Genomic DNA, 20,228 nt, shown 5'->3' on the forward strand with positions numbered 1-20,228 from the left:
CATGGCACCAGTACAAGGTAAGGAAGTCCTCGTCATGGTTGACGATGGCGCGGGCACGCTTCTGGAAATCGAGTTCCAGAACGATGCAACGTTTAATTCCGGCAAAACGCAGAATATTTCGCGCAGCAAAAACGGGTCCAGCCCGTTTCAGTCTGAAGCCGGGGCAACGGTCACTTTCTCGTTCACCAAACAGCGTCCGCTGACGGCTGGTCAGACACGGCTCTATGAGCTGTCGGACTCGGGCGAGTCGACACCCTGCGAATATGATGATCCGACCACGGGTGGCCATAAGATCGCGGGCGAAGCCTTTGTCACAATCTCTGAGGAGCCGGCCAACGTTGACGGTATTATCGAAGTCAACTGTTCGCTGGCCTTCTTCGGCGATCCCACACGCACGGTGAACGCCTGATGCGCGGGAACGTGGAACTAAGATTGGGGGGCGCATCTTATCAGATGCGTCCTGAATATGAGCCGATGAAACAGATCGAAGCGCGCACCAAGCTAACGGTGCAGGAGCTTCTTGAGTTGGTGCAAATCCAGCGCCTGCGCATCGAAGAGGCCGTTCTGATAATTTGGTATGCCTGCAATGCTGCGGGTGAGCGTTTTGACGACATCGATCAGCTGGGCAAGGTTGTTTTTGAGGAGCGGATCACCTCAGAGCGGTTGCGCAGTTCGTTGGCGCAATTCCTGCTGAACTGTCTTTGGTCGCCAGAGGCTGCGCAAAAAAAGTGGGACGCCGAGGTGGGCCAGATCGTCGCGCCCAACGCGACTGGATAGAAGAAACCTTTGCCTTCGCAACGGTTCATCTCGGCTGGCCCCCAAGCGACTTCTGGTCATCCACCCCGCAAGAATTCTGGCCTGCACAGCAGGTTTTCGAAAAGAAGGTTCAAGCCCTAAATGCAACCAAATGACACGATCCTGACGGAATACCGCGCCGATATGCGGAATTTCCAGCGTGGCGCGAAGTCCTACGACGCCACGCTGGCACGACAAGAGCGGCTGACCAACACCCGCCTGAACCGGATTGATCAGCGCTGGGAAAGGTCAACACGGTCGATTTTGACCGCCCGAACCGCCTTGGCGGCTCTGGGCGGCGTCGCGGGCGCGCGCGCCTTGGGCGATGTGCGCAGATACGGTGAAGAGTGGCGCAATGTGGAACGGCGCTTGCAGTCTATCGGCGTGACGTCTGAAGAGGGACAGCAGGGCCTGATTGAACTTGCGATCCGCACGCGCAGTTCCGTTCAGGGCACCGCCGCCGCCGTTCAGAGGATGTCCAAATCCACCGGCGACGGAATCGAGCTGACCACACGGCGCGTTGAGACGCTGCAGAAGCTCTTGGCGGCTGGCGGTGCGACCGGAACGGAACGGGCATCGGTGTCCCTGCAACTGGGGCAGGCTCTACAGTCGGGTGTCCTGTCGGGCGACGAATTCCGTTCCATCAGGGAAAACGCTCCTGTCGAGTTTCTGGACGCGCTGGCCAACGCTGCCGGGGTCACACGGCAGGAGCTGAAGAAATTCGCCGAAGACCAGCGACTGACCACCGAAGTTGTTCTGCGCGCGCTGGACGGTCTGGCGTCAACGGCAGATGAGAAATTCGGACAGCTGGCCGTCTCAGGCGATGAGGCGTTCAGCGTCCTGACATCGGGTCTTGTCGCCTATGTCGGCAGGGTCGATGAAGCGCTGGGGGCAACGGCCAGCATCAACGGTGCTTTGACGTTCCTCGGGGAATACCTGGCGGGTGCCGGCGAAGGGGCCGAAACCATGGCCGAAGCCATCCGGGTTGCCGGAGTTGTCGCGCTGGCCACTGCCGGAAGCCGCGGTGTAGGTGCCTTGACCGCATCGCTTCAGCGCGCCGCGGCTGGCCGCTTGGCCGTCGCCTCTGCTGCGCGCGAAGAGGTTGCAGCATCACAGGCTGCCGTGGCGCAATCGCGTCGTGAACTGGACGCGGCCAACCTGCGCCAGCGCACCGCCCAGCAGGCGCTGCGGGCGCGGGCTGCCGCTAGCCGTGTGACAAAAACCGCGACACTGGAAGCGGCGCGCGCGGATCGGGCGCAGGCCAAAGCCGCCACCGCCTTGGCGGGCGCGCAGGCGCGTGCAACCGGGGCCAGCGTGGCGATGACTGCGGCGCAGCGGCAACTGTCGGCAGCAACCCGGATCACTACGGGCGCGCTGCGCGCGGCGCAGGGTGTTATGGCCTTCTTTGGTGGCCCGATCGGTCTGGCGTTCACCGGGATTTCGGCAACCCTTGCCATCATGGCGACCCGTACAAGCGAGGTGGACCGCCTGACCCAGTCCGCCACTGAACGGGTGCAGGAACTGGAAAAAGCCTACATCGCCACTGGCGGGCGGGTTGATGAATTGCGTAAGAAAGTCGGTTCACTCTCACTGGCGCAGGCGATCACGGATGCTGAGGACTTCGCACGCAAGCTCGCAGATGCGCAAGACGCCGCGCGCGGGACTTTGGACCAGCCACTTTATCAGGGCCTTTTCAGGAAAAATCCGGAATTTGCGGAGCTGGTGAACCAGCTGGTCGACGGCACAATCCGGGTGCAGGAATTCCGACAGGGTGTTGATGATCTTGTGCGGAAAGGCGATGTGGGCTTTGCCCGGCTGGTGCAGATTTTTGGATCGGTTTTGGACCCGCTGCTTTCGGTTGCAGAAGGTTTCGAGGAAGCCAATGATGCGGTTGCCGTCTTGAATGGGACCGCAGAAGAGGCCGAAGCGGCGATGCAGCGGCTTGGTCTTTCGATGGGGGATGCTGGCGAAAGTGCAGATGCCTTGGCGGCGAAGGCTGGCGCAGCTGCAAAGGGTATTGCGGGCTTGATTTCTCAAATTCCGGCCCTGCGCGATGCGGCCAAGGTTCAGGAGCAACTGACGCAGGCAACCAAGGATCGCGATGCCGCCCTGTCGGAACTTGGCGATCCGGTGGGCTGGGGTCCAGAAGAGGCCGCACGAGCAGCGGAAATCAACGATCTGTTCCGGCGTGCATCAACCGAGATAGACGGCACTGCAGCTGCGTCCCGTCGCGCTGGCAAGGAACTTGAGTCTTACATCGATGCGGCGCGCATCGGTGATCTGGATGATCGTAATCAGGCGCTGGCACGTGAGCAGGCACAGTATGAACGGCTGGTGGACAGCCTCAGAGCCGCCAAGGCGTCACAGCAGGAGCTGGATGCAGCAGAGGCTGCATATCAGGCACGCCGCGCGCAGATCAATTCCGGGTTCGATGAGCGCGCCAGTAACGGTCGCGGCGGTCGCGGGTCAGCCGAGCGCGACCTGGCGTCCGCCCGTGCTCTGCTGGCGGAGCATGGCAACCGGGCGCTTTACATCGAACAGGAGCTGAACCGGGAACGTGAACGCCTGCGCGGCCTGTTGCCTGAGCTGATTTCGCTTGGCCTGTCGCGCGCCGAGGCCGAAGGTTTGATCGCGGCCCAGCTGGAAGAGACCCGCAAGCGATTGGGCGATTTCAAGACGGCGAGTGCCGAGGCATCGGAGGCATTCGCAAGCAACATCCTGCAGGACGTCAGGGCCGCTGACAGCCTGAGTGATGCCATCGGGCGGATCGCCAGCCGATTGTCCGACCTGGCTTATGACGGTGTCTTTGACGTGCTGGCCGAACGGTTTGCGGGCCTTGGTTCCAGCGGTAGTGGCGGCACGCTTGGGCTTCTGGGTAATGCGTTCAGTTTCCTGTTCAATGCGAAAGGCAATGCGTTCAACAAATCCGGCGTCGTGCCCTTTGCCAAGGGCGGCATCGTGGATCGGCCAACCTTCTTCGGTTTCGGGGGCAATCGGCTGGGAGTGATGGGTGAGGAAGACCCCGAAGCCATCCTGCCACTGCAAAGAGCCAGCGATGGCAGGCTGGGCGTGGTTGCGGTTGCACCGGCCCCGACAGTCCCGCGCGCGAGCGTTGGCGCGATGATGGCAAGTGCCGTGTTCAACTGGACTGGCGACATGGTCATCCAAAGCAACAGTGACAATCCGCAGGAGGTTGGCCGGGAGGCAACCGACCAAATGCGGGTTCTGTTCATGCAGCTGTTCGGCAAGGAAATGACACAGGCCATGCGGCCCGGTGGCGTTCTGGACCAGAAATACCAAAAGAAGGCGGGCACCTGATGGAAGTGTTCAACCCGGCTACCCCGCCCACTTTGGATGGGTACTCGGAAACCAAAACCACAAACCCGCGCCGTGCGGAGTTTGAAGGCGGGTATTCCCAGCGGTCACGCAGCGGCCCCAACCCTGTTGGAACCGAGATCGATGTCACGTTCGAAGTGCCGGACCCCGAAAAACGCAGCTTGGATGCGTTCTTTACCGCGCGAGGTGGCGCAGGGGCTTTCCAGTACCAGTTGCCTTGGGATGACGTGCCCCTGATCTGGACGGTTGCCAGCTGGTCCATGGCGGTTATTGGGTCGCGTGGTGCTTCGCCGATGTGGCGCGTGCGTGCGACGTTCAGGCGTGAGTTCGATATCGTCTGATGGAACAGTTTGAAGATACCGTGCGCCGCGAGCTGGAAAGGTTCGAGGTTGGCGAGGAGATTGAACTGTTCACCTTGGACCTGACGGCCTTTGGCGGGGAAATCTACCGCTTCGCGCCCACGCCGGTTGAAACAGCCGGTGTGCAGGCCAAGCCGGTTTTTGGTGGCAACACCTACACGGTCATTCCGTTTGAAACCGAGGGCTGGGACTGGTCAGCCGGTGGCACGCTGCCGCAGCCCACTGTGCGGTTCCTGATCGCCCGAGAGGATGGCGACCAGATCAGCCCGGCGTCGTTCCTGCTGTCGCTGGTGGAAGCCTATGACGATCTTGTGGGTGCGACCGTCACAAGAGTGCGGACACTGCGCAAGTATCTGGATGATGGCGCAGAGCCAAACCCGCAGGCGCATTTCGGCGTCGAGATTTACACCGTTGCGCGAAAGACCAATCAGAACCCCAACCTGATTGAGTTTCAGCTGCAGTCGGCGCTGGACCTTGAAGACGTCATGTTGCCGGGCAGACAGGTGCTGAACTACTGCCAGCTGCGCTACCGTGTCGGGCGCGCGGATGGCAGTTTCGACTATTCAAACGCGACATGCCCCTATGTCGGAGCGGCTATGTTCGATGCTCTGGGCAACCCGGTGGTGGACGCGCAGCAAGATCAGTGCGGCCTGCTGCTGCCCGAGTGCAAGCGGCGCTTTGGGGCAAATGCCAAGCTGCCGTTTGGCGGTTTTCCGGGCGCAGGCCGTTTCCGCAGGAGCTGACACCATGTTCGATCCGTATTTCTTTCGCCAGCCGGTTGCGCCGTTCACGCGCGATGTGCTGCGCGCAGCTGGCGAACACATGGCCAGCTGTGCACCCGCTGAGGGGTGCGGGCTGGTACGGGATGGCAAGTTTGTGCCGTACAAGAACCGCGCCCCCGATCCCGAAAACAACTTTGAGATTTGCGGCAAGGTGATCGCGCGGGCCAGCAAGGCCGGTGACCTGCAGGGTGTCCTGCATTCGCATCCGGGCGGGCCGTGGTGGCCAAGCGCTGCCGACATGGCGGGGCAGATCGAAACCGATGTGCCATGGGCCATTCTGGTGCCGGGCGAGGCAGGGGCGGAGCTGGCCTGTCATTGGGGCGGGCCGCGCCCGCAGCTGTTCCGTGACGGCCTGCACGTTCAGCGGTCCTTCCTGCACGGGGTCAGCGACTGTTTCACGATCATTCGGGATTACTATGCCGAGGCCAAGGGCGTTGACCTGGCCGAATGCCCGCGCGATTGGGAATGGTGGGCCGATCCAGAGACGCCGGGCGGGCTGTATCTGGAAAATCTGGAAGCGTGGGGGTTCGAGGTCGTTTCAACCGCGCCCGAGGAATACCGCAAGATTGCCCAGCCCGGTGACGTCTATCTGCGCCGCATCCGGTCCAAGGTTCCGAACCACGGCGGCATCTATCTGGGTGAAAGCCTGAAGCTGGAACACCTGCCGGACAACCTGTCTTCTGTGCAACCCATCGCCAAGCACATTGACCACATTTCGCACTGGCTGCGTTTCAAAGGCTGACCATGATCAGAACAATCTACCTTCACGGGGCCTTGGGCGCTGCCTTTGGTCGCGAAATCCGCTTGGCCGTGGAAACACCCGCCGAGGCAATCCGCGCGCTCTGCACGATGGTCAAGGGCTTTGAAGCCCATGTGACGGATCGGTTCTATCAGGTGTTCCGGGGCGCCGAGATCGACGGGCGCGACCAGTCACCCCAAGAGCTGCATATCGTCTTTGCCAGCGATGAACGCGAGATGCATATCGTTCCGCGCACTGCCGGGGCCAAGCGTGGCGGGCTGGGTAAAATCCTGCTGGGTGGCCTGCTGGTGGCCGCGTCCTTTGTTGTGCCCGGTGCATGGGCCATCGCCGGTAAGGCGGTGTCCGGTCTGGTGGCCAATGTCGGTATCGCCATGGCGCTTGGCGGGGTCGCACAGATGTTGTCGCCTCAGCAAACATCCAACTATGAGGATCGCGACCAGCCCAGATCGGAGTTGTTCAACGGCAATGTCAACGTGACAACGCCGGGCGTGGCTGTGCCGGTGGGCGTCGGGATATGTGAAGTGGGGTCTGTCGTGGCGTCTGCTGCAATCCATGTCGAGGATCGCGCCTGATGAATGCGCCGCTGAGAGGCCGCAAGGGCAGCGGAAAGGGTGGTGGGGGCAGTCGCACGCCCTATGAGGCACCGGACAATCTGCTGGCCGACAGCACGGCCTATATCATCGACTTGGTGTCTGAGGGCGAAATAGAGGGCTGGGCGGACCCGGAACACCCGGCCAAGTGTATCTATTTCGATGACGTACCGCTGCAGAACCCGGATGGATCGTTCAACTATTCGGGCGTGGAATACTGGCTGCGCACCGGCACACCGGATCAGGACCCGGTGCCGGGGTTTTCGGCGGTTGAGAGCGAAATCAATGTGGCCCTGCAGGTCACGCAGGCGCAGCCGGTGGCCCGCACCATAACCGAATCCGACATTGACGCGGTGCGGGTCAAGGTTGGTGTCACGGCGCTGTCCACGCTGAACGCGGAAACCGGTGATGTGACCGGCGCGCGCGTCGATTTCGCGATTGAAATGCAGTCAGGTGCCGGTGGCTGGGAAGAGGTCGGCACCTACAGCATCAGCGGCAAGACCACATCCGGTTATCAGAAGGCGTACCGGGTAGAGCTGCCCGACATTCGCCCGGTATCGATCCGGGTGCGCCGGATCACCGCAGATTCGACGTCATCGCGACTGCAAAACGATCTCTACTTTGCGTCCTACACGGAAATCATCGACGCCAAGCTCTGCTACCCAGACACCGCCTATGTCGCCTTGGCGATCCCGGCGCAAGCGTTCGGTGGGCGGGTGCCGCGCCGGTCGTACCGCCTGAAGCTGATCAAGTGCTGGGTGCCCAGCAACTATGACCCGGAAACACGGGTTTACGATGAAAGTACCATCTGGGACGGCACGTTCAAACTGGCATGGACGGACAACCCGGCCTTTTTCACCTACACCGTGTTTCAGCAGGACCGCTGGGGTCTGGGCGCGCGTATCCCGGCAGGGCTGACCGATAAGTGGCGCATCTACCAGATCGGTAAATACTGCGATGAGTTGGTGGATGATGGCTTTGGCGGTCAGGAACCCCGTTTCACAATGAACGGGGTCATGAACACCCGCGAAGGGGCCTATCAGGTGGTTACCCAGCTGAGCGCTGTTTTCAGGGGTGTGACCTATTGGGGCGCCGGTGGCATCGTGCCGGTGCAGGATGCGCCGGGTGAACCCATCAAGGTGGTCACTAACGCAAATGTGGTTGGTGGTGAGTTCAACTATTCCGGCACCGGCCTGCCTGCGCGCAAAACAGCCGTTGTGGCGAGCTATCGCGACGTCAACGATCATCACCGGATCAAGGCCGGTGTGGCGTTCGAAGACCCGGAAAAGTCGCTGCGCTACGGGCGTCGGCCAACCGATGTTACGCTGCCGTTCGAAACAAGGCCGGGGGGCGCACTGCGCGCCTGCCGTTGGATCGTAGACACCAACACCACGCAGCGCGAAACCGTGAACTGGCAGGGCGGGCTTGATCACGCCGGGTTGCGCCCCGGAGACCGCGTCTTTGTTTCTGACAAACACCGGGTCGGATACCGCCTTGGCGGGCGTCTGCTGTCAATCTCGGGCGACCGGCTGTCCATCACGCTGGACGCGCCGGTGCTGATGCAGGACGGCCAGACCCACACCGCCTTTCTGGCCAATGAGCTGGGCAACGTCTCGCAAGTCGATGTTGTCAGCAGCAATGCGGATGCAGAAGACATGGCCACGGTGTTGACGCTGGACGCACCGTTGGCGGCCGATTTCCGGGCCGGTGCAGTGTTCAGCGTGGCGGCTTCAAACCTGCCGCCACGCCGGTTCAATGTGCTGTCAAACACGCCGGACAAACACGTGTTCAACATCGTCGCTGTCGAGGATGACCCGAACAAACACGCGCGTGTGGAACAGGGCATCAAGGTTGATGAGGATGCGCCCTACATCCTGCCCAATGCAGGCAAGCCAGATGCGCCGGGCAACGTGTCTGTGGACGTGTTTTATCGCGAGGTGCCGTCCGGTCTGGTGGCGTCTGTCAGCTGGGAACAGCCCACAAATGCATCGGTGGCGAATTACCGGCTGGAACTGACCGACAGTTCCGGTGTGCGCAGCCATGTGCGCGATCTGGCGGCACAGTCGTTTGATATCCCGTTGACCGGGGCAGAAACCGGAACGCTGACCGCCCATGTTGCGGCGCAGAACCACGTCGAATTGTGGTCCGAGTTCGCCAGTGTGCAATTCTCCGTTCAGGACGCCGTGCGCATCCCTGACATAGTCGAGGAATTCCGCATCCGCATACTGGGCGATCAGGCGCAGCTGACGTGGAAGAAAGGCAAGCCCAGCGTCTCGCACTACCACATCAAACACCTGCCCCCCGGCGCGTCTGGTGGCTGGACAGAGGCGCAGGACGTTGAAACGGACATTCCGGGGCGCACGGCGACTGTGCCCGCCTTGCCGGGCAAGTATCTGATCAAAGCGTTTAGCATATTTGGTGAGGCCAGCCCGGAACCCGCGATCATCGATTCAACCATTGTCGAGCTGGTCGGTTACAACGTGGTGCGCGAAGTCGCGCTGCATCCGAATTTCGCCGGTGATCTGTCGCCGGGCCTTTACCGGACAGATGACGGGCTGCAACTGCTGGGTGCGGACACATGGGCCGATTGGCCAACATGGGCCGAGGTCGGTATCTGGGCCAAGCAAGGCGAAATCGCCGACAGCGCGATATTCACATCCTCTGAAGTGACGGACCTTGGCGCGGTGATGACCAGCCGCGTGACAACGTCATTGGATGGGCGGGGCTACAATCAGGGTCTGCGCTGGTCGGATTGGGGCCTGTGGTCTGAGATCGGGAATTGGGCGGGTGTGGTCGATGACCAGTGGCGCATCCGGTTGCAGATCAGCATCACTTCCGATGACCCGGCGGACGCCATGGCGGTGTGGTCGGACTGGCAAGACTTTCTCGTAGGAGATTATCTGGCCCGTGGGTTCCGGTTTCGCGTGATCTTTGAATCACTGGAACAGGATGTCACGGCGCTGTTGCGCGCCCTGTCCGTGCAGATCGACGTGCCGGATCGCATCTTGGAAGGTGCAGACGTCATTTGCCCGGCTGAGGGCATCTATGTGCCGTTCGCGCCGCCGTTTCTGGAAAAGCCTGCCATCGCAGTGGATGGGCAGGGCCTGCCGGTGGGTGTGCGATCCGTTCGGACCCAGCACGACAGGGCGGGCTTTCATCAACAGTACGTCGATGATCAGGGACAGGGCGTGCCCTGCACGTTCGATTTCATTGCCAAGGGCTATGGCCGGTTAATCTGACCCGGCCTCAATCACACACAATCAGGAAAGGATAGGCTGTGTCGCGGCACACATCTAAGGAGGGTTTTGACCCGACCAAAAACCGGGGCGTCGATCTTGAGTTGATCTTCAATGCGGTCCATTCATCGCATCTGGGCGACGGGCGGCCCGAATACGCCCAGCAGGGCCTGATCTGGGCGCAGAGCGTCCATGAAGACCCGATGGACCCGGAATCGGCTGTCGTCGCCGCTGACGTCTTTCTGGACAGCGGTACGGCAGGCATTCCCATTGGCCGGTTCGATTTCGCAACCGGAAAGTTCACGCTTGATGCGACCGCGCGCGAAATCTTCGGGACGGCAGCTTACAAGGACACCGGCACGGCTGAGGGCGATGTGGTTGAGGTGCAGGCGGACGGCAAACTGCCCGCGCTGGATGCATCGAACCTGACCAACGTTCCCGCACCTGTCACGGGAACAAGCGTTGTAGGCTTGCCGACACCGAAACAGGGTACCAGCGCATTTCAGAGCGGCGGTGTCATCTTGGGCGACGGGTCACTTGCCGTGTGGGGCAACCAAAGCCATGGTCAGCTGGGTATCGGTGATGCCGCCGCTCATGACCGTTCCATGCCTGTGGTCCCGGCGTTTCCGTATGACTTCGCGGGTGTTCCGGTGAAGTGGTTGCGCAGCAACTATTCCAACCTTCTTTTGACCGATCTGGGCGAAGTGTGGGCTTGGGGCAGAAATGCGTCAGGTGAGTTGGGGCATGGGGATACCGCTGTCCATACGTTGCCGCGCAAAGTGGCCGCGCTGGATGGGATCAACATCGTCGATGTTGATATGGGTTTTCACCAAGCTTCGAGTGAAATCCACGCGATGTTTCTGGCCGACACTGGCGCGCTTTACGTGTGCGGCGACAATGGCCGTGGGCAGCTGGGGTTGGGCGATACGACTAACCGATCCGTGCCGGAGCCGCTGGCAAAGTCAGATTGGACTGCAGCTTGGGCAATAGGTGCCGGGTTGGGGTCCAGCTATGGCATAGATGCTGCGGGCGATTTGTACTGCTGGGGTTTCAACGGGCTTGGCGCGCTGGGTCTGGGCGACGTTGCTGACAGGAACGTGCCCACCAGAAACAACTTGATGGGCGGTGAGAGAATTGCGGCGTTTTCTTCGGACCACGGTGACCACCCTACAACTGGCGTTCAGTATTACAGCCATTGCATTGCGCTGACGGAAAGCGGGCGCATCTACACATGGGGTTACAATGGCAGCGGCAGTCTTGGCGTGGGGGATACGAACGTCAGGGATACGCCGCAAGAGATTGTCGCGCTGGGTACAGACAACAAAGCGGTTTATACAGGTGGTGGCGGGGCCTATGCCTTCACCATCGTGCAAAAGAACGATGACACGCTTTGGGGGGCAGGCAGGAACACCGAAGGCCAGCTGGGGCTGGGTGTTACCGCGAGCTTCTCAGACTTCACCGAAATACCGAATTCCGCGCGGGTCGGCATCGCGACCCGCCAAGTGTTGCTCTTTGGGTCCTACAACTATTGCGGTCTGGCGGTGTTGTATGACGATGGCGAAATTCGCGTGACAGGCTACAACGCCGATGGGGCTTTGGGCGTGGGCAGCTTTGACGAAATTGACACCCTGCAGCCCATGAGTTTCCCGACACGGCTTGGCGCAGTCGAGATTTGCGCGGTGGGGCAGAACGCCATTCGCGGCATGGGCATCCGAACTTCGGACGGTGCGTATTATCAGACCGGCGGGGCAAGCGGTTCCATGCTGCCAAGCGATGCGCAGGGCGACGAACAGATCAGCGTGCCACTGCGGGTAAGGTTGTGAGGTGACGCTATGAAGGTATTTCGAAAGACCGCCGATTCAACCATCAATGAGCCTCTTGTAACCGATGGCATAGTGACTTTCGTGCATCTGAGTACGCGCTATTGTTGCCTGCTGACGGGCGATCACATGCCAGAGGGCACATCCGGTCTGGTCGAAGTCGATTTGTCGGACCCGGAGGCGAAGGCCGATGTTGCGGCCTGCATGTTGTCTGTCGGGTCTCTGGAAAGCTTCACGGACGTCCAGAGCGGGATCTACGCCGATCTGACCGCCCCGACGCTTGAGGACGCCAAGGCGGACGCGATGGAGCGTGTGAAGGCACGGCACGCCGATATGCTGTGCTTGGTCACGGGCCGTTACTCCCCGCAAGAGCGCGATACCTGGCCCCTGCAGATGATCTGGGCGGATCGATTCAACGCCTCATCTGATCCCGGTGCTGAGGCGTGCCTGTCGGGGATGCTGCCGCCCGATCTGCGCGCCCAGCTGCAGGCGGACGGCCACAACCCTGCGCAGCATATGGCGGACAGGATCACGGCAAAGGTCAGTTTGGCTGAACGGGCCACGATGATTGCCAATCGCACGAAAAACGACTGCTACGACCGGATCGAGGCGGCGCAAAGCCTTGCCGAGCTGGAAACCGTCATGGCCGCACTGCCTGATCTGGAAACCGCCGCACTGGACGAATTCAACGCCGGGGCCTGACGGGATCGGCGGCAAGAAACCAACCGTCAAAAAGAGCAGAGGTAAACATGAAAATGGAATTCATCGGGTCCGCTTCGGCGGGCTTTTTTGCGTTGGCCGGGTCGTGGCTGGTCGCGCATGGATCGTCTTGGCCGATCCTGATTTTCGCCGCGCTGGGGGCCATTCTGGCCGTCATGGAGTTGGACGAACTGGAATGGCGCAGGGTGGTGACCCTGTTGCTGTTCAACACGCTGGTGGGCGCGTTTGGCAGCCCCATCGTGCTGAAGGTCATCGCCGTCGAGATATCGACCTTGCCACCGGGCGCGCAGCTGCTGCTGCCGTTTGTTCTGGGCGTGGTGGCGCATTCGGTTCTGATGCCAGCGCGCGGCGTGCTTCGCAGCGCGGCAGAGCGCTGGCTGAAGGGGTGGGCTAGCAAATGATCCATCCCATCAAACAGACCCGCAAAATGATGCGGTCCCGGCTCTACCGCCGGGCATCCGCCATCCTGTCAGCGCTGCTTTGGGTGCTGATCATCTGGGCCGTGCTGGCCTACTACCTCTAACCACATCAGGAGAATTCGCCATGAAACTGGCAGTTGTCGTGGGTCACAACGACCACGAGGAAGGAGCTGTGCGCCCTGATACCGGGGAAACAGAGTTTGACTGGAATTCGCGCCTTGCGGTGATGGTCGCGCAAGAGTCGCGTTGCTATCCTGACATCGAGGTCCAAACGTTCTTTCGCGAGCCTGACCGGGGGTACACGAGCGAAATCCGCGAAGTGTACGCGCGCACCGATAGGTGGGGCGCAGATGCAACGGTAGAGCTGCATTTCAACAGCCATCACAACCCCAACGCCACGGGCACCGAAACCCTGACCAGCGGCACCCGTATGTCCCTGCGCTACGCTGAGGCGCTGCAGGATGAAATGCTGGACGCGCTGGAATTGCGCGACCGGGGCGAAAAGATCGTCCGCACCGGGCGCGGCAGTGCCAGCCTGATTTCGGGCCGTGCGCCTGCTGCGCTGATCGAACCGTTCTTCGGGTCTTCGCCAAAGGGTCAGGAAGCCACGGACGAACCGCACGAGATGCGCGCCTTGGCCCGTGCGATCCTGCGTGCAACGGCGCAGGTGTTCACGTGAAGCGATTGGCGCTGGCCCTGTGCGTCCTGCTGCTGTCATCCTGTTCAGCCGGGCAGGTTGCCAGCCTTCTGACGGGCGGCGGGCCGAATGTCGCGGCCAACGTGCAGGCCGGTGCCAACAACGTGCAGGGTCTACAATCCGACAAGGGACAGGTGGCCCGCAAGGTATCGGGCGACGTCAGACAGGAGCGTGCAGAGCGTCAGGTGCGCGCAGAGCGCATTGAAACGGTCGTGACGCACGAATACCCGGTCTGGCTGATCGTAGCCTTTGTGGTGGCCGTTCTGATGGACAGCCCGTTGCGCTGGCCGGAACAGATTGCGGGCGTGTTCAGGCGGCGGCGTAAGGAGGGCTAACGCTGCCACCAGTCCTGCGCGTAGTAGGGCCTGCAATTGCCCCGCATATTGTCTGCTGTGACGGATTCCTCGGGGCAGTCCGCAGCGATCTTTCTTAGCGCAATCGGTAGCTCTGTATCTTCCCCGACAATCTCGCAATACCTGGCCTTGCTGTACCGGCCATAGCGCCCGCAATGGTCGCACCTGATTTCGACAGTGGCCAATGGGTAGTCCTTCACCTTCATTTGGTGCTGAGCCTTTTTTAGAACCCCTTGTTTACATAGCTATCGCAATGGGGGGGAATGACAACAACGGTCCTCCGCTACCACTAATCCACCCAATAGTTCAACAGGCTCGCCAAGGACAGAAGACAGGTGGCCGGTGATTTCCTACCAAGATACCTTCTCCGGTATTAGGATGGGTCTTCACAGTCGCCACAAAATTTCTAATTTGCTCAATCGCTTCAGCATCATCCGATGCGTCCAGATCGGGATGCAACAAACGTTGAGCAAGGCTGCTCACGACAATCGCGAAGTTGGCTACCGCCTTGGAGTGAAGTTCCTCAACTGGAACATCAATATTGGCTGCCGAAAGAGCATCATTGGCAATGTTGTGAGTCTCTTGAGCTTCAGCAACTCGAGCTTTTGCGTCCGGCCCGTCAGATACCCCGTCTGCACAAAGGCTCACGTGCCTTTCCAGACACGATTTAGGACGCAAGACATTGCGGTGCAGGTTTTCCAGTTGATTGACGCTTTGGGCTGATAGGTGTTTGCGTTCTTCGCGATAGGCGTGCACGTGTCCTTTCAAATACTCGGGGCGGCGCAGCTGGCCGGTCAGTTCTGGCAGGACTTCTTTTTCTATGGTGTTTTGGGTCAGGATGCATTGATTCCCGCCGCGCCGCGTCATTGACGGCCCCGAAGGCGGAGCGACGACTTGTCTGATTTTTTCTGGTTATGCAACGCACAAGTGGCGCGTCTTAAACCCTTCTTTTCGAAATCAAATGGCAAGCCTCGGGTTGATGACAAGTGGGTTATGAGTGAGATTATCTTCTTCAATTGCAACGGGTTACGCTGGAAAAATGCTCCTGAAACCTATGACCTGTACAGTTGAAGGAGACCGTGGCCCCAGCGGGGCAGCGTAAGCCCCTGAAACGCTCTACAGCCGCTGGAAACACTGGAGCGAGAAAACCATCTTCGCACGAATGATGGCTGGTCTGGCCGCCGAGCACGGCGAACAGAAGATTGTGATGATCGACGCCACCTACCTGAAGGCACATCGAACGGCGATCAGCATGGCAGCCAAAGTTCGGAGGATCAGGCATTGATCCAGTGGATCAACGGCCCGAAAGGCGGAGTGCGGTCGTCTGGTCGGTCGAACCAAAGGCGGCATCAATACCAAACTACACGCAATCTGCGATAGATGAACCGCTTTCACCTAACACCCTGCACTGCGAGTGCTTTAGTCTGCGCACAATGCGCGGCGATCGCAGATCGGGTCGTGAGCCAAAGCGTCTCATCCGACTTGCAAAGGCGCAGGATTTCGTCGATCGCCCAAGCCGCGGCCGGGCGGCCATAGCAGTGGCCGTGGGCGAAAACGTCGAGGATGATTGTCTCTGCGGGCTGGGGTTTTAGCCCGTTGAGCGAGTCCCGGAAAAGCTCAACGAATTGTGCTGGCGTTCGACCGAAGCGCATGGCATGCGGCAGGTCGTTGAACTCCACCGACATCGGAATCGCCAGGATTTCGTGCTCGCCAAAACGTTGCAGGTAGGGCATGTCCGCCTCCAACACATCACCGTGCCACGCGTACCCGTGTGCGGCAAGGCGTCCTTGAACCTCCACCGAGGACGTCACGCGTGGGCTGATCCACCCGGAGGGCGGACGCCCTATCGCGGCCTTGATCAGTGCTGTGCTTCGGGCGATTGATCGTTCGGTGTCAGCCGGAGAGAGTGTCGGGAACACCATGTCCTGCGTCAAACCGTGACCGACAATATCGTGACCTTGGGCCGCATAGGCGCGGAGTTGATCGGGAAAGGCTTCGGCGACCAGACCGGACGTCATGAGAGTGGCTGTGACCGCATGCCGTTCGCAGATTGCCACCAGTCGAGGGATCCCGTGAGTGGCGTTGTAGCTCCCATAGGTGTCGGCATTGGGGTCGAAAAGGCCATCGCCGAGCATATTGCCCATCGGGCCGACGCTCGAAGTTGCGCCGGGGGACCACATCTCAAAAGCAAGATTGAAAACGACCGCAATTCGACGTTCACCTGGCCAGATCAAATCTGCTGGCAGAGATCGCTTGTTCATGTCGGTTGTCCGCATCTACATCCATCGCACCGGCATTTCGGGCGCTCCCATGCTTTTGTGCCCAGACCTTACGGCTGCTGCTGCCCTGCGCCCATTTCATTCCTTTCACGCCATGCTGCACAGAATTCACATGATAATATGAACAACGTGCATGTCGCCCTGCGGTTTATGCACTGACTGCATCGTGCATTGTATGTGTAGGGTCCCACAGGATCGCACGGTCTGTGCGTTCTGCCAGACCCCGGGCGACCATCACATGGAGGAGACCTAATGACCCCAAAACTCACACGCAGAGTGTTCGGTGGGCTAATAACTGCGCTGGCGCTTGTGGGCACAGCACAAGCCGCTGAGTTTGATCTGAAGCTTGCTTGGCTGACCGCCGACAGCCCGACTGATCCTTATGCGATCGCCGCGCACGCCTTCAAAAATGAGCTTGAAGTAGCAACGGATGGCCGGGTCGAGGTTCAACTCTTCCCGAACCGCCAACTCGGCGACGATAAAGAGATTCTGGAGGGGCTGAAGTTCGGTACGATCGACCTCGGTATCATTACCAACGCCGTCGTTGCTAATCTCGAGCCAACCTATCAACTCGTCGACTTGCCGTTTCTCTTCGGAAGCGCCGAACAGGCGCACCAAGTGCTCGATGGTGAGGTCGGACAGCAACTTGCCGCCAATCTGCGCGACGATGGCGTGGTGTCGCTCGGCGCGGCCGAAGGTGGCTTTCGTAACATGATCAACAACACACGGCCTGTGCGCACACCGGCCGATGTCGAAGGCGTGAAATACCGCACTATGCAAAACCCGGTCTTTGTTGAGATGTTCTCCGCCCTCGGCGGTAGCCCTGTGCCGATGGCCTGGGGCGAGGTCTTTACGGCGATGCAACAGGGCACTGTTGACGGGCTGGAAATCCCCGCATCTGTGATCAAGTCCAACAACTATCCGGAAGTCACGAAATACCTTAGCTTCACGCGCCACACCTATTCGGCAATCCACCTTCTGATGTCTGAACGCAGCTTCGACCGGCTGCCGGAAGACATTCAGGAGGCCGTTCGTGGGGCAGGAACAGCCGCGATCGCAGCGCAGCGCGAAGCCGTGGCCGCCGCCGAGGCCGATGTCGTCGCGGCCTTGGAAGAGGCAGGCATGCAGATCAACGACATTGACGATGTCGGTGCCTTCCGTGCCAAAGTCGCGCCGGTCTATGAACGCTTCGAAGACAGCATCGGCACTGAGCTTTTGAGCACCGCGCTCCGAGCCGTGTCCTCGAATTGACAGAGGACCCGGTCGCTTGCGCAGGATCACCGACCCGATCTCAGCCACGAGCCGCATCATCTCGTGGCTCGTGGCCTATCTCTGCGTCGCGTTGATCTTCATTGTGCTGGGTCTTCTCGTGATGCAGGTCACTATGCGCTATTTCCTCGGCGCTCCACCAAGCTGGACCGAAGAACTGGCGATCATCCTCTTCGCTTGGCTGGTCCTCCTCTACGCTACTGTTGGCCTTCGTGAGGGGTTCCATGTGGCGATCCAGTCGATACCGACGCGCTTTGAACGTCTGAATTACTGGGCGGATCGCTGGGTCGCGGCGCTGGCGATTCTCTTCGGATGGGTCACACTGACGGCGGGTATCGCCTATGTGGGGCGCACAGCCGGCCAGAAAACGGCCGCGTTGCAGATCCCGATTGAGGTTCTGTATCTCTCTGTTCCCGTTTGTGGCGCGCTCTTCGTTCTTCACGGCGTGGCGCGATTTATCTCGCCAGACCCGCGCGAGGAGGTGATCGAATGAACGCCACGCTCCTTGTACTGACACTCGGCCTGCCGCTGATGCTGCTCCTGCGCGTGCCACTGGCCTTTGCCATCGGGTTAGCAACGATCGGCGCGCTTTGGGCGGCCGATATCGACATGGTAATCTTTGCACAGCGTATGGTTTCGGGGACGCAATCCTTCTCGCTGTTAGCCATCCCGTTCTTCATCCTGGCTGGCGACCTGATGACGGCGGGCGGGATTTCTCGCCGTCTTGTTGGATTTGCCGACGTGCTGGTGCGGCACCGGACGGGCGGGCTCGGTATGGTCGCTGTGCTTGCAGCTGCCTTCTTCGCGGCGCTATCTGGGTCTGCACCCGCGACCACTGCCGCTATCGGCGCAATCATGATTCCCGAAATGGAAGAGCGCGGCTACTCACGCCCTTTTGCCACGGCCCTGGCGGTTGCGGGCGGGATCATAGGGCCGATGTTGCCACCGTCGATCCCGATGGTTGTCTGGGGCGTCATGTCGGAAACCTCGATCAGCCAGCTTTTTCTGGCGGGTGTTGTGCCCGGTGCCCTTCTGGCCCTCGGTCTCATGGGTCTTTGCTGGTTGCATGCCCGTCGGAATCGGATCGCACCGCAGCCCAAGGCCAGCCGGGCCGAGGTCTGGGCGGCCTTCAATGCCGCGCGATGGGCGCTCCTTGGACCAGTGATCGTACTGGGGGGTATCTACGGCGGAATTGTCACACCGACCGAGGCTGCCATCGTCGCCACCGTGTTCGCGCTCGTTCTCGGCTTTGGCGTATATCGCGAACTGAACCTGACGAACATTGTCCCCGCAACCCTCGGCTCGCTCAAGACCATGACCATCGTGATGTTTATCATTGCGCTTGCCAACGGCTTCGGTTGGGTCATGGCATTTGAGCGCATCCCCGGTCAGGTCACTCAGACGCTCGAAGGCTTTGCCGATACGCCAGTGCTCTACGTACTTATGATCAACCTGCTCTTGCTTGTAATCGGCTGTGTGATGGATAACCTTGCCGCGATGATCATCCTTGCCTCGTTTCTGGTTCCCATCGGAGAGCAATTGGGAATGGACCCGGTGCAGTTCGGCGCGATGGTGGCGATCAACTTCACCATCGGAATGGCCACTCCGCCGTTCGGCTACACCATCTTTGTCGGTGCAGCCATCAGCGGACTAAGGATCGGCCAGATTGCCCGTCCTTTGTTTCCAATGCTTGGGGTGATGATCGGGGTTCTGTTGCTGGTGGCCTTCGTACCGCAGGTGACGCTTTCAATTGTCAATCTGGTTCGGTAAATCCATGGTGAACCTGCGCAACTTCGATTTGAACCTTCTGGTCATCTTCCGCGCCATCATGAATCGCGGTTCGATCGCGGGTGCGGCCGATGAGATCGGACTCTCTCCTTCCGCGGTCAGTCATGCGCTTGCACGTTTACGGGTTATGCTCAACGACGAACTGTTCTACCGAACCGCCGATGGTGTCAGCCCCACAGACCGTGCACTGGAGCTCAACACCGACATCGAGCGCGGGCTTGGTTTCATCTCTACGGCGATCTCACTCCAGCATCAGTTTGTGCCCGCCGAAGCCGAGCGGGTCTTTACGATGCAGGTCGCCGACTACGTGTCGGGTTTCCTCCTGCCCCGGCTCGCCGAGCGGCTGCAGGTCGAGGCACCGGGTGTCTCCGTGGACATTCTGCCTTTCTCAATCTCGCCCGAAAGCGTATGGGATCGCGTTGACATGCAGGTCCGCTTGACGCCGGGGCGGCTGCAACCCGAGATTGTTCGCTCACAACGCCTTTTGGCCGACGAAATCGTCGTGCTGATGCGCAGGGATCATCCGCGCGCAGGCGAGCCGATGACGGCTGAGCTCTATGCAGAGCTGCCTCACGTGAAGCTGTCGCAATCGGCGACCGGCACAACGGTCATCGAAGACGCGCTTGCCGCCCGGGGATTGAAACGCCGCATGTCGATGACTGTGGCGAGCTGGTTTGAAATTCCCGATATTGTTGCCCAATCCGACCTGATCGCAATCGCCCCGCGCCGCCTGTTTTCGCTCGATCCGCGGCTCGAGAAACTGCGCGCGACTCCATTGCCGCTGGAAGAGGTGGTCTTTTCTTTCGATCTTTGTTGGGATCTGCGAACTGAACGAGAACCTGGACAAAGATGGCTTCGTAAAGTCGTATCCGACGTTTTTAAGGAGGTAAGCGGCTGAGCGAAGGCACGAAGTTGGACGCTGTGAAACAGTCCGGCGGATGTCGTTTGAGCCATAGCAGGATTAGGCACACTACTCGCTCGGCAAGCACATAGCGGGCCCAGCAGTACAGCTGTGCGCAACGCAC

22 protein-coding genes and 1 pseudogene are annotated in these 20,228 nt (G+C 60.3%); 20 read left to right on the forward strand and 3 right to left on the reverse strand.

Annotated elements, in window-relative coordinates; translation table 11 throughout:
* Nucleotide 1: 1 nt before the first annotated feature.
* The 15 genes from ACR3E0_RS16420 to ACR3E0_RS16490 are packed head-to-tail and all read left to right on the forward strand — an operon-like array spanning nucleotide 2 to nucleotide 13,849.
* Nucleotides 2-409: a phage tail protein gene (locus ACR3E0_RS16420; RefSeq protein WP_480479907.1), complete on the forward strand. Its 408-nt coding sequence runs from the start codon at nucleotides 2-4 to the stop codon at nucleotides 407-409.
* Entirely contained in the window at nucleotides 409-777 is a 369-nt protein-coding gene (locus ACR3E0_RS16425; protein ID WP_480479909.1) for a hypothetical protein, read from the forward strand. The genes ACR3E0_RS16420 and ACR3E0_RS16425 overlap by 1 nt, the downstream gene beginning before the upstream one ends.
* Entirely contained in the window at nucleotides 729-911 is a 183-nt protein-coding gene (locus ACR3E0_RS16430) for a phage tail assembly chaperone (protein ID WP_480479911.1), read from the forward strand. Before ACR3E0_RS16425 ends, ACR3E0_RS16430 begins: the two co-directional genes overlap by 49 nt.
* Nucleotides 898-4,113 carry a tape measure protein gene (locus ACR3E0_RS16435; RefSeq protein ID WP_480479913.1) on the forward strand — a complete coding sequence of 1,072 codons (3,216 nt, stop codon included), beginning with the start codon at nucleotides 898-900 and terminating at the stop codon, nucleotides 4,111-4,113. Before ACR3E0_RS16430 ends, ACR3E0_RS16435 begins: the two co-directional genes overlap by 14 nt.
* Nucleotides 4,113-4,472 (forward strand): phage tail protein, encoded by a 360-nt coding sequence (locus ACR3E0_RS16440; protein WP_480479915.1) that lies wholly within the window; start codon nucleotides 4,113-4,115, stop codon nucleotides 4,470-4,472. Before ACR3E0_RS16435 ends, ACR3E0_RS16440 begins: the two co-directional genes overlap by 1 nt.
* Complete coding sequence (locus tag ACR3E0_RS16445; protein WP_480479917.1) at nucleotides 4,472-5,233, forward strand: phage minor tail protein L; 762 nt, start codon at nucleotides 4,472-4,474, stop codon at nucleotides 5,231-5,233. Before ACR3E0_RS16440 ends, ACR3E0_RS16445 begins: the two co-directional genes overlap by 1 nt.
* 4 nt (nucleotides 5,234-5,237) lie before the next feature.
* The gene (locus ACR3E0_RS16450; protein ID WP_480479919.1) at nucleotides 5,238-6,014 is read left to right on the forward strand and encodes a Mov34/MPN/PAD-1 family protein; all 777 of its coding nucleotides are present in this window, start codon (nucleotides 5,238-5,240) and stop codon (nucleotides 6,012-6,014) included.
* 2 nt (nucleotides 6,015-6,016) lie between these two features.
* The gene (locus ACR3E0_RS16455) at nucleotides 6,017-6,604 is read left to right on the forward strand and encodes a tail assembly protein (protein ID WP_480479921.1); all 588 of its coding nucleotides are present in this window, start codon (nucleotides 6,017-6,019) and stop codon (nucleotides 6,602-6,604) included.
* Nucleotides 6,604-9,861 carry a TipJ family phage tail tip protein gene (locus tag ACR3E0_RS16460; RefSeq protein ID WP_480479923.1) on the forward strand — a complete coding sequence of 1,086 codons (3,258 nt, stop codon included), beginning with the start codon at nucleotides 6,604-6,606 and terminating at the stop codon, nucleotides 9,859-9,861. Before ACR3E0_RS16455 ends, ACR3E0_RS16460 begins: the two co-directional genes overlap by 1 nt.
* A 38-nt stretch (nucleotides 9,862-9,899) precedes the next feature.
* On the forward strand, nucleotides 9,900-11,681 hold the full coding sequence (locus tag ACR3E0_RS16465) for an RCC1 domain-containing protein (RefSeq protein ID WP_480479925.1): 1,782 nt from the start codon (nucleotides 9,900-9,902) through the stop codon (nucleotides 11,679-11,681).
* A gap of 9 nt (nucleotides 11,682-11,690) precedes the next feature.
* A complete protein-coding gene (locus ACR3E0_RS16470; RefSeq protein WP_480479927.1) occupies nucleotides 11,691-12,380 on the forward strand; it encodes a hypothetical protein in 690 nt (229 codons plus the stop codon).
* 47 nt (nucleotides 12,381-12,427) lie between these two features.
* Nucleotides 12,428-12,799, forward strand: a complete 372-nt coding sequence (locus tag ACR3E0_RS16475) for a hypothetical protein (RefSeq protein WP_480479929.1) — start codon at nucleotides 12,428-12,430, stop codon at nucleotides 12,797-12,799.
* Entirely contained in the window at nucleotides 12,796-12,921 is a 126-nt protein-coding gene (locus tag ACR3E0_RS16480; RefSeq protein ID WP_480479931.1) for a hypothetical protein, read from the forward strand. The genes ACR3E0_RS16475 and ACR3E0_RS16480 overlap by 4 nt, the downstream gene beginning before the upstream one ends.
* Before the next feature lie 20 nt (nucleotides 12,922-12,941).
* Complete coding sequence (locus ACR3E0_RS16485; protein WP_480479933.1) at nucleotides 12,942-13,496, forward strand: N-acetylmuramoyl-L-alanine amidase family protein; 555 nt, start codon at nucleotides 12,942-12,944, stop codon at nucleotides 13,494-13,496.
* The gene (locus ACR3E0_RS16490) at nucleotides 13,493-13,849 is read left to right on the forward strand and encodes a bacteriophage spanin2 family protein (RefSeq protein ID WP_480479935.1); all 357 of its coding nucleotides are present in this window, start codon (nucleotides 13,493-13,495) and stop codon (nucleotides 13,847-13,849) included. The genes ACR3E0_RS16485 and ACR3E0_RS16490 overlap by 4 nt, the downstream gene beginning before the upstream one ends.
* Here ACR3E0_RS16490 and ACR3E0_RS16495 read toward each other — a convergent pair.
* Both ACR3E0_RS16495 and ACR3E0_RS16500 read right to left on the reverse strand, forming a co-directional pair.
* A complete protein-coding gene (locus ACR3E0_RS16495; protein WP_480479936.1) occupies nucleotides 13,846-14,073 on the reverse strand; it encodes a hypothetical protein in 228 nt (75 codons plus the stop codon). The genes ACR3E0_RS16490 and ACR3E0_RS16495 overlap by 4 nt on opposite strands.
* A 100-nt stretch (nucleotides 14,074-14,173) precedes the next feature.
* On the reverse strand, nucleotides 14,174-14,734 hold the full coding sequence (locus ACR3E0_RS16500) for a hypothetical protein (protein ID WP_480479937.1): 561 nt from the start codon (nucleotides 14,732-14,734) through the stop codon (nucleotides 14,174-14,176).
* Between the two features lie 27 nt (nucleotides 14,735-14,761).
* Here ACR3E0_RS16500 and ACR3E0_RS16505 point away from each other — a divergent pair.
* Nucleotides 14,762-15,245: pseudogene (locus ACR3E0_RS16505) on the forward strand (transposase family protein); the annotation flags it as partial.
* Nucleotides 15,246-15,258: 13 nt separating this feature from the next.
* Here the strand turns inward: ACR3E0_RS16505 and ACR3E0_RS16510 are convergent.
* The gene (locus tag ACR3E0_RS16510) at nucleotides 15,259-16,128 is read right to left on the reverse strand and encodes a polysaccharide deacetylase family protein (protein ID WP_480479938.1); all 870 of its coding nucleotides are present in this window, start codon (nucleotides 16,126-16,128) and stop codon (nucleotides 15,259-15,261) included.
* A gap of 270 nt (nucleotides 16,129-16,398) precedes the next feature.
* Here ACR3E0_RS16510 and ACR3E0_RS16515 point away from each other — a divergent pair, with 270 nt between their 5' ends.
* From ACR3E0_RS16515 to ACR3E0_RS16530, 4 genes are read left to right on the forward strand one after another with little or no spacing between them, the layout of a single operon-like run.
* A complete protein-coding gene (locus ACR3E0_RS16515; protein ID WP_480479939.1) occupies nucleotides 16,399-17,397 on the forward strand; it encodes a TRAP transporter substrate-binding protein in 999 nt (332 codons plus the stop codon).
* Nucleotides 17,398-17,413: 16 nt separating this feature from the next.
* Nucleotides 17,414-17,908, forward strand: coding sequence for a TRAP transporter small permease (locus ACR3E0_RS16520; RefSeq protein ID WP_480479940.1), 495 nt, complete (start codon nucleotides 17,414-17,416; stop codon nucleotides 17,906-17,908).
* Nucleotides 17,905-19,185 carry a TRAP transporter large permease gene (locus tag ACR3E0_RS16525; protein ID WP_480479941.1) on the forward strand — a complete coding sequence of 427 codons (1,281 nt, stop codon included), beginning with the start codon at nucleotides 17,905-17,907 and terminating at the stop codon, nucleotides 19,183-19,185. The genes ACR3E0_RS16520 and ACR3E0_RS16525 overlap by 4 nt, the downstream gene beginning before the upstream one ends.
* A 4-nt stretch (nucleotides 19,186-19,189) precedes the next feature.
* Entirely contained in the window at nucleotides 19,190-20,101 is a 912-nt protein-coding gene (locus tag ACR3E0_RS16530) for a LysR family transcriptional regulator (protein WP_480479942.1), read from the forward strand.
* Nucleotides 20,102-20,228: the final 127 nt, after the last annotated feature.

The sequence above is a fragment of the Ruegeria sp. AJ12 genome (genome assembly GCF_056536245.1).

What these genes read in the sequence shown, in the direction of transcription:
- ACR3E0_RS16420 (WP_480479907.1), top strand. Translation starts at nt 2, where the DNA reads ATGGCACCAGTACAAGGTAAGGAAGTCCTCGTCATGGTTGACGATGGC.
- ACR3E0_RS16425 (WP_480479909.1), top strand. Translation starts at nt 409, where the DNA reads ATGCGCGGGAACGTGGAACTAAGATTGGGGGGCGCATCTTATCAGATG.
- ACR3E0_RS16435 (WP_480479913.1), top strand. Translation starts at nt 898, where the DNA reads ATGCAACCAAATGACACGATCCTGACGGAATACCGCGCCGATATGCGG.
- ACR3E0_RS16440 (WP_480479915.1), top strand. Translation starts at nt 4,113, where the DNA reads ATGGAAGTGTTCAACCCGGCTACCCCGCCCACTTTGGATGGGTACTCG.
- ACR3E0_RS16445 (WP_480479917.1), top strand. Translation starts at nt 4,472, where the DNA reads ATGGAACAGTTTGAAGATACCGTGCGCCGCGAGCTGGAAAGGTTCGAG.
- ACR3E0_RS16450 (WP_480479919.1), top strand. Translation starts at nt 5,238, where the DNA reads ATGTTCGATCCGTATTTCTTTCGCCAGCCGGTTGCGCCGTTCACGCGC.
- ACR3E0_RS16455 (WP_480479921.1), top strand. Translation starts at nt 6,017, where the DNA reads ATGATCAGAACAATCTACCTTCACGGGGCCTTGGGCGCTGCCTTTGGT.
- ACR3E0_RS16460 (WP_480479923.1), top strand. Translation starts at nt 6,604, where the DNA reads ATGAATGCGCCGCTGAGAGGCCGCAAGGGCAGCGGAAAGGGTGGTGGG.
- ACR3E0_RS16470 (WP_480479927.1), top strand. Translation starts at nt 11,691, where the DNA reads ATGAAGGTATTTCGAAAGACCGCCGATTCAACCATCAATGAGCCTCTT.
- ACR3E0_RS16475 (WP_480479929.1), top strand. Translation starts at nt 12,428, where the DNA reads ATGAAAATGGAATTCATCGGGTCCGCTTCGGCGGGCTTTTTTGCGTTG.
- ACR3E0_RS16480 (WP_480479931.1), top strand. Translation starts at nt 12,796, where the DNA reads ATGATCCATCCCATCAAACAGACCCGCAAAATGATGCGGTCCCGGCTC.
- ACR3E0_RS16485 (WP_480479933.1), top strand. Translation starts at nt 12,942, where the DNA reads ATGAAACTGGCAGTTGTCGTGGGTCACAACGACCACGAGGAAGGAGCT.
- ACR3E0_RS16495 (WP_480479936.1), bottom strand. Translation starts at nt 14,073, where the DNA reads ATGAAGGTGAAGGACTACCCATTGGCCACTGTCGAAATCAGGTGCGAC.
- ACR3E0_RS16500 (WP_480479937.1), bottom strand. Translation starts at nt 14,734, where the DNA reads ATGACGCGGCGCGGCGGGAATCAATGCATCCTGACCCAAAACACCATA.
- ACR3E0_RS16510 (WP_480479938.1), bottom strand. Translation starts at nt 16,128, where the DNA reads ATGAACAAGCGATCTCTGCCAGCAGATTTGATCTGGCCAGGTGAACGT.
- ACR3E0_RS16515 (WP_480479939.1), top strand. Translation starts at nt 16,399, where the DNA reads ATGACCCCAAAACTCACACGCAGAGTGTTCGGTGGGCTAATAACTGCG.
- ACR3E0_RS16525 (WP_480479941.1), top strand. Translation starts at nt 17,905, where the DNA reads ATGAACGCCACGCTCCTTGTACTGACACTCGGCCTGCCGCTGATGCTG.
- ACR3E0_RS16530 (WP_480479942.1), top strand. Translation starts at nt 19,190, where the DNA reads ATGGTGAACCTGCGCAACTTCGATTTGAACCTTCTGGTCATCTTCCGC.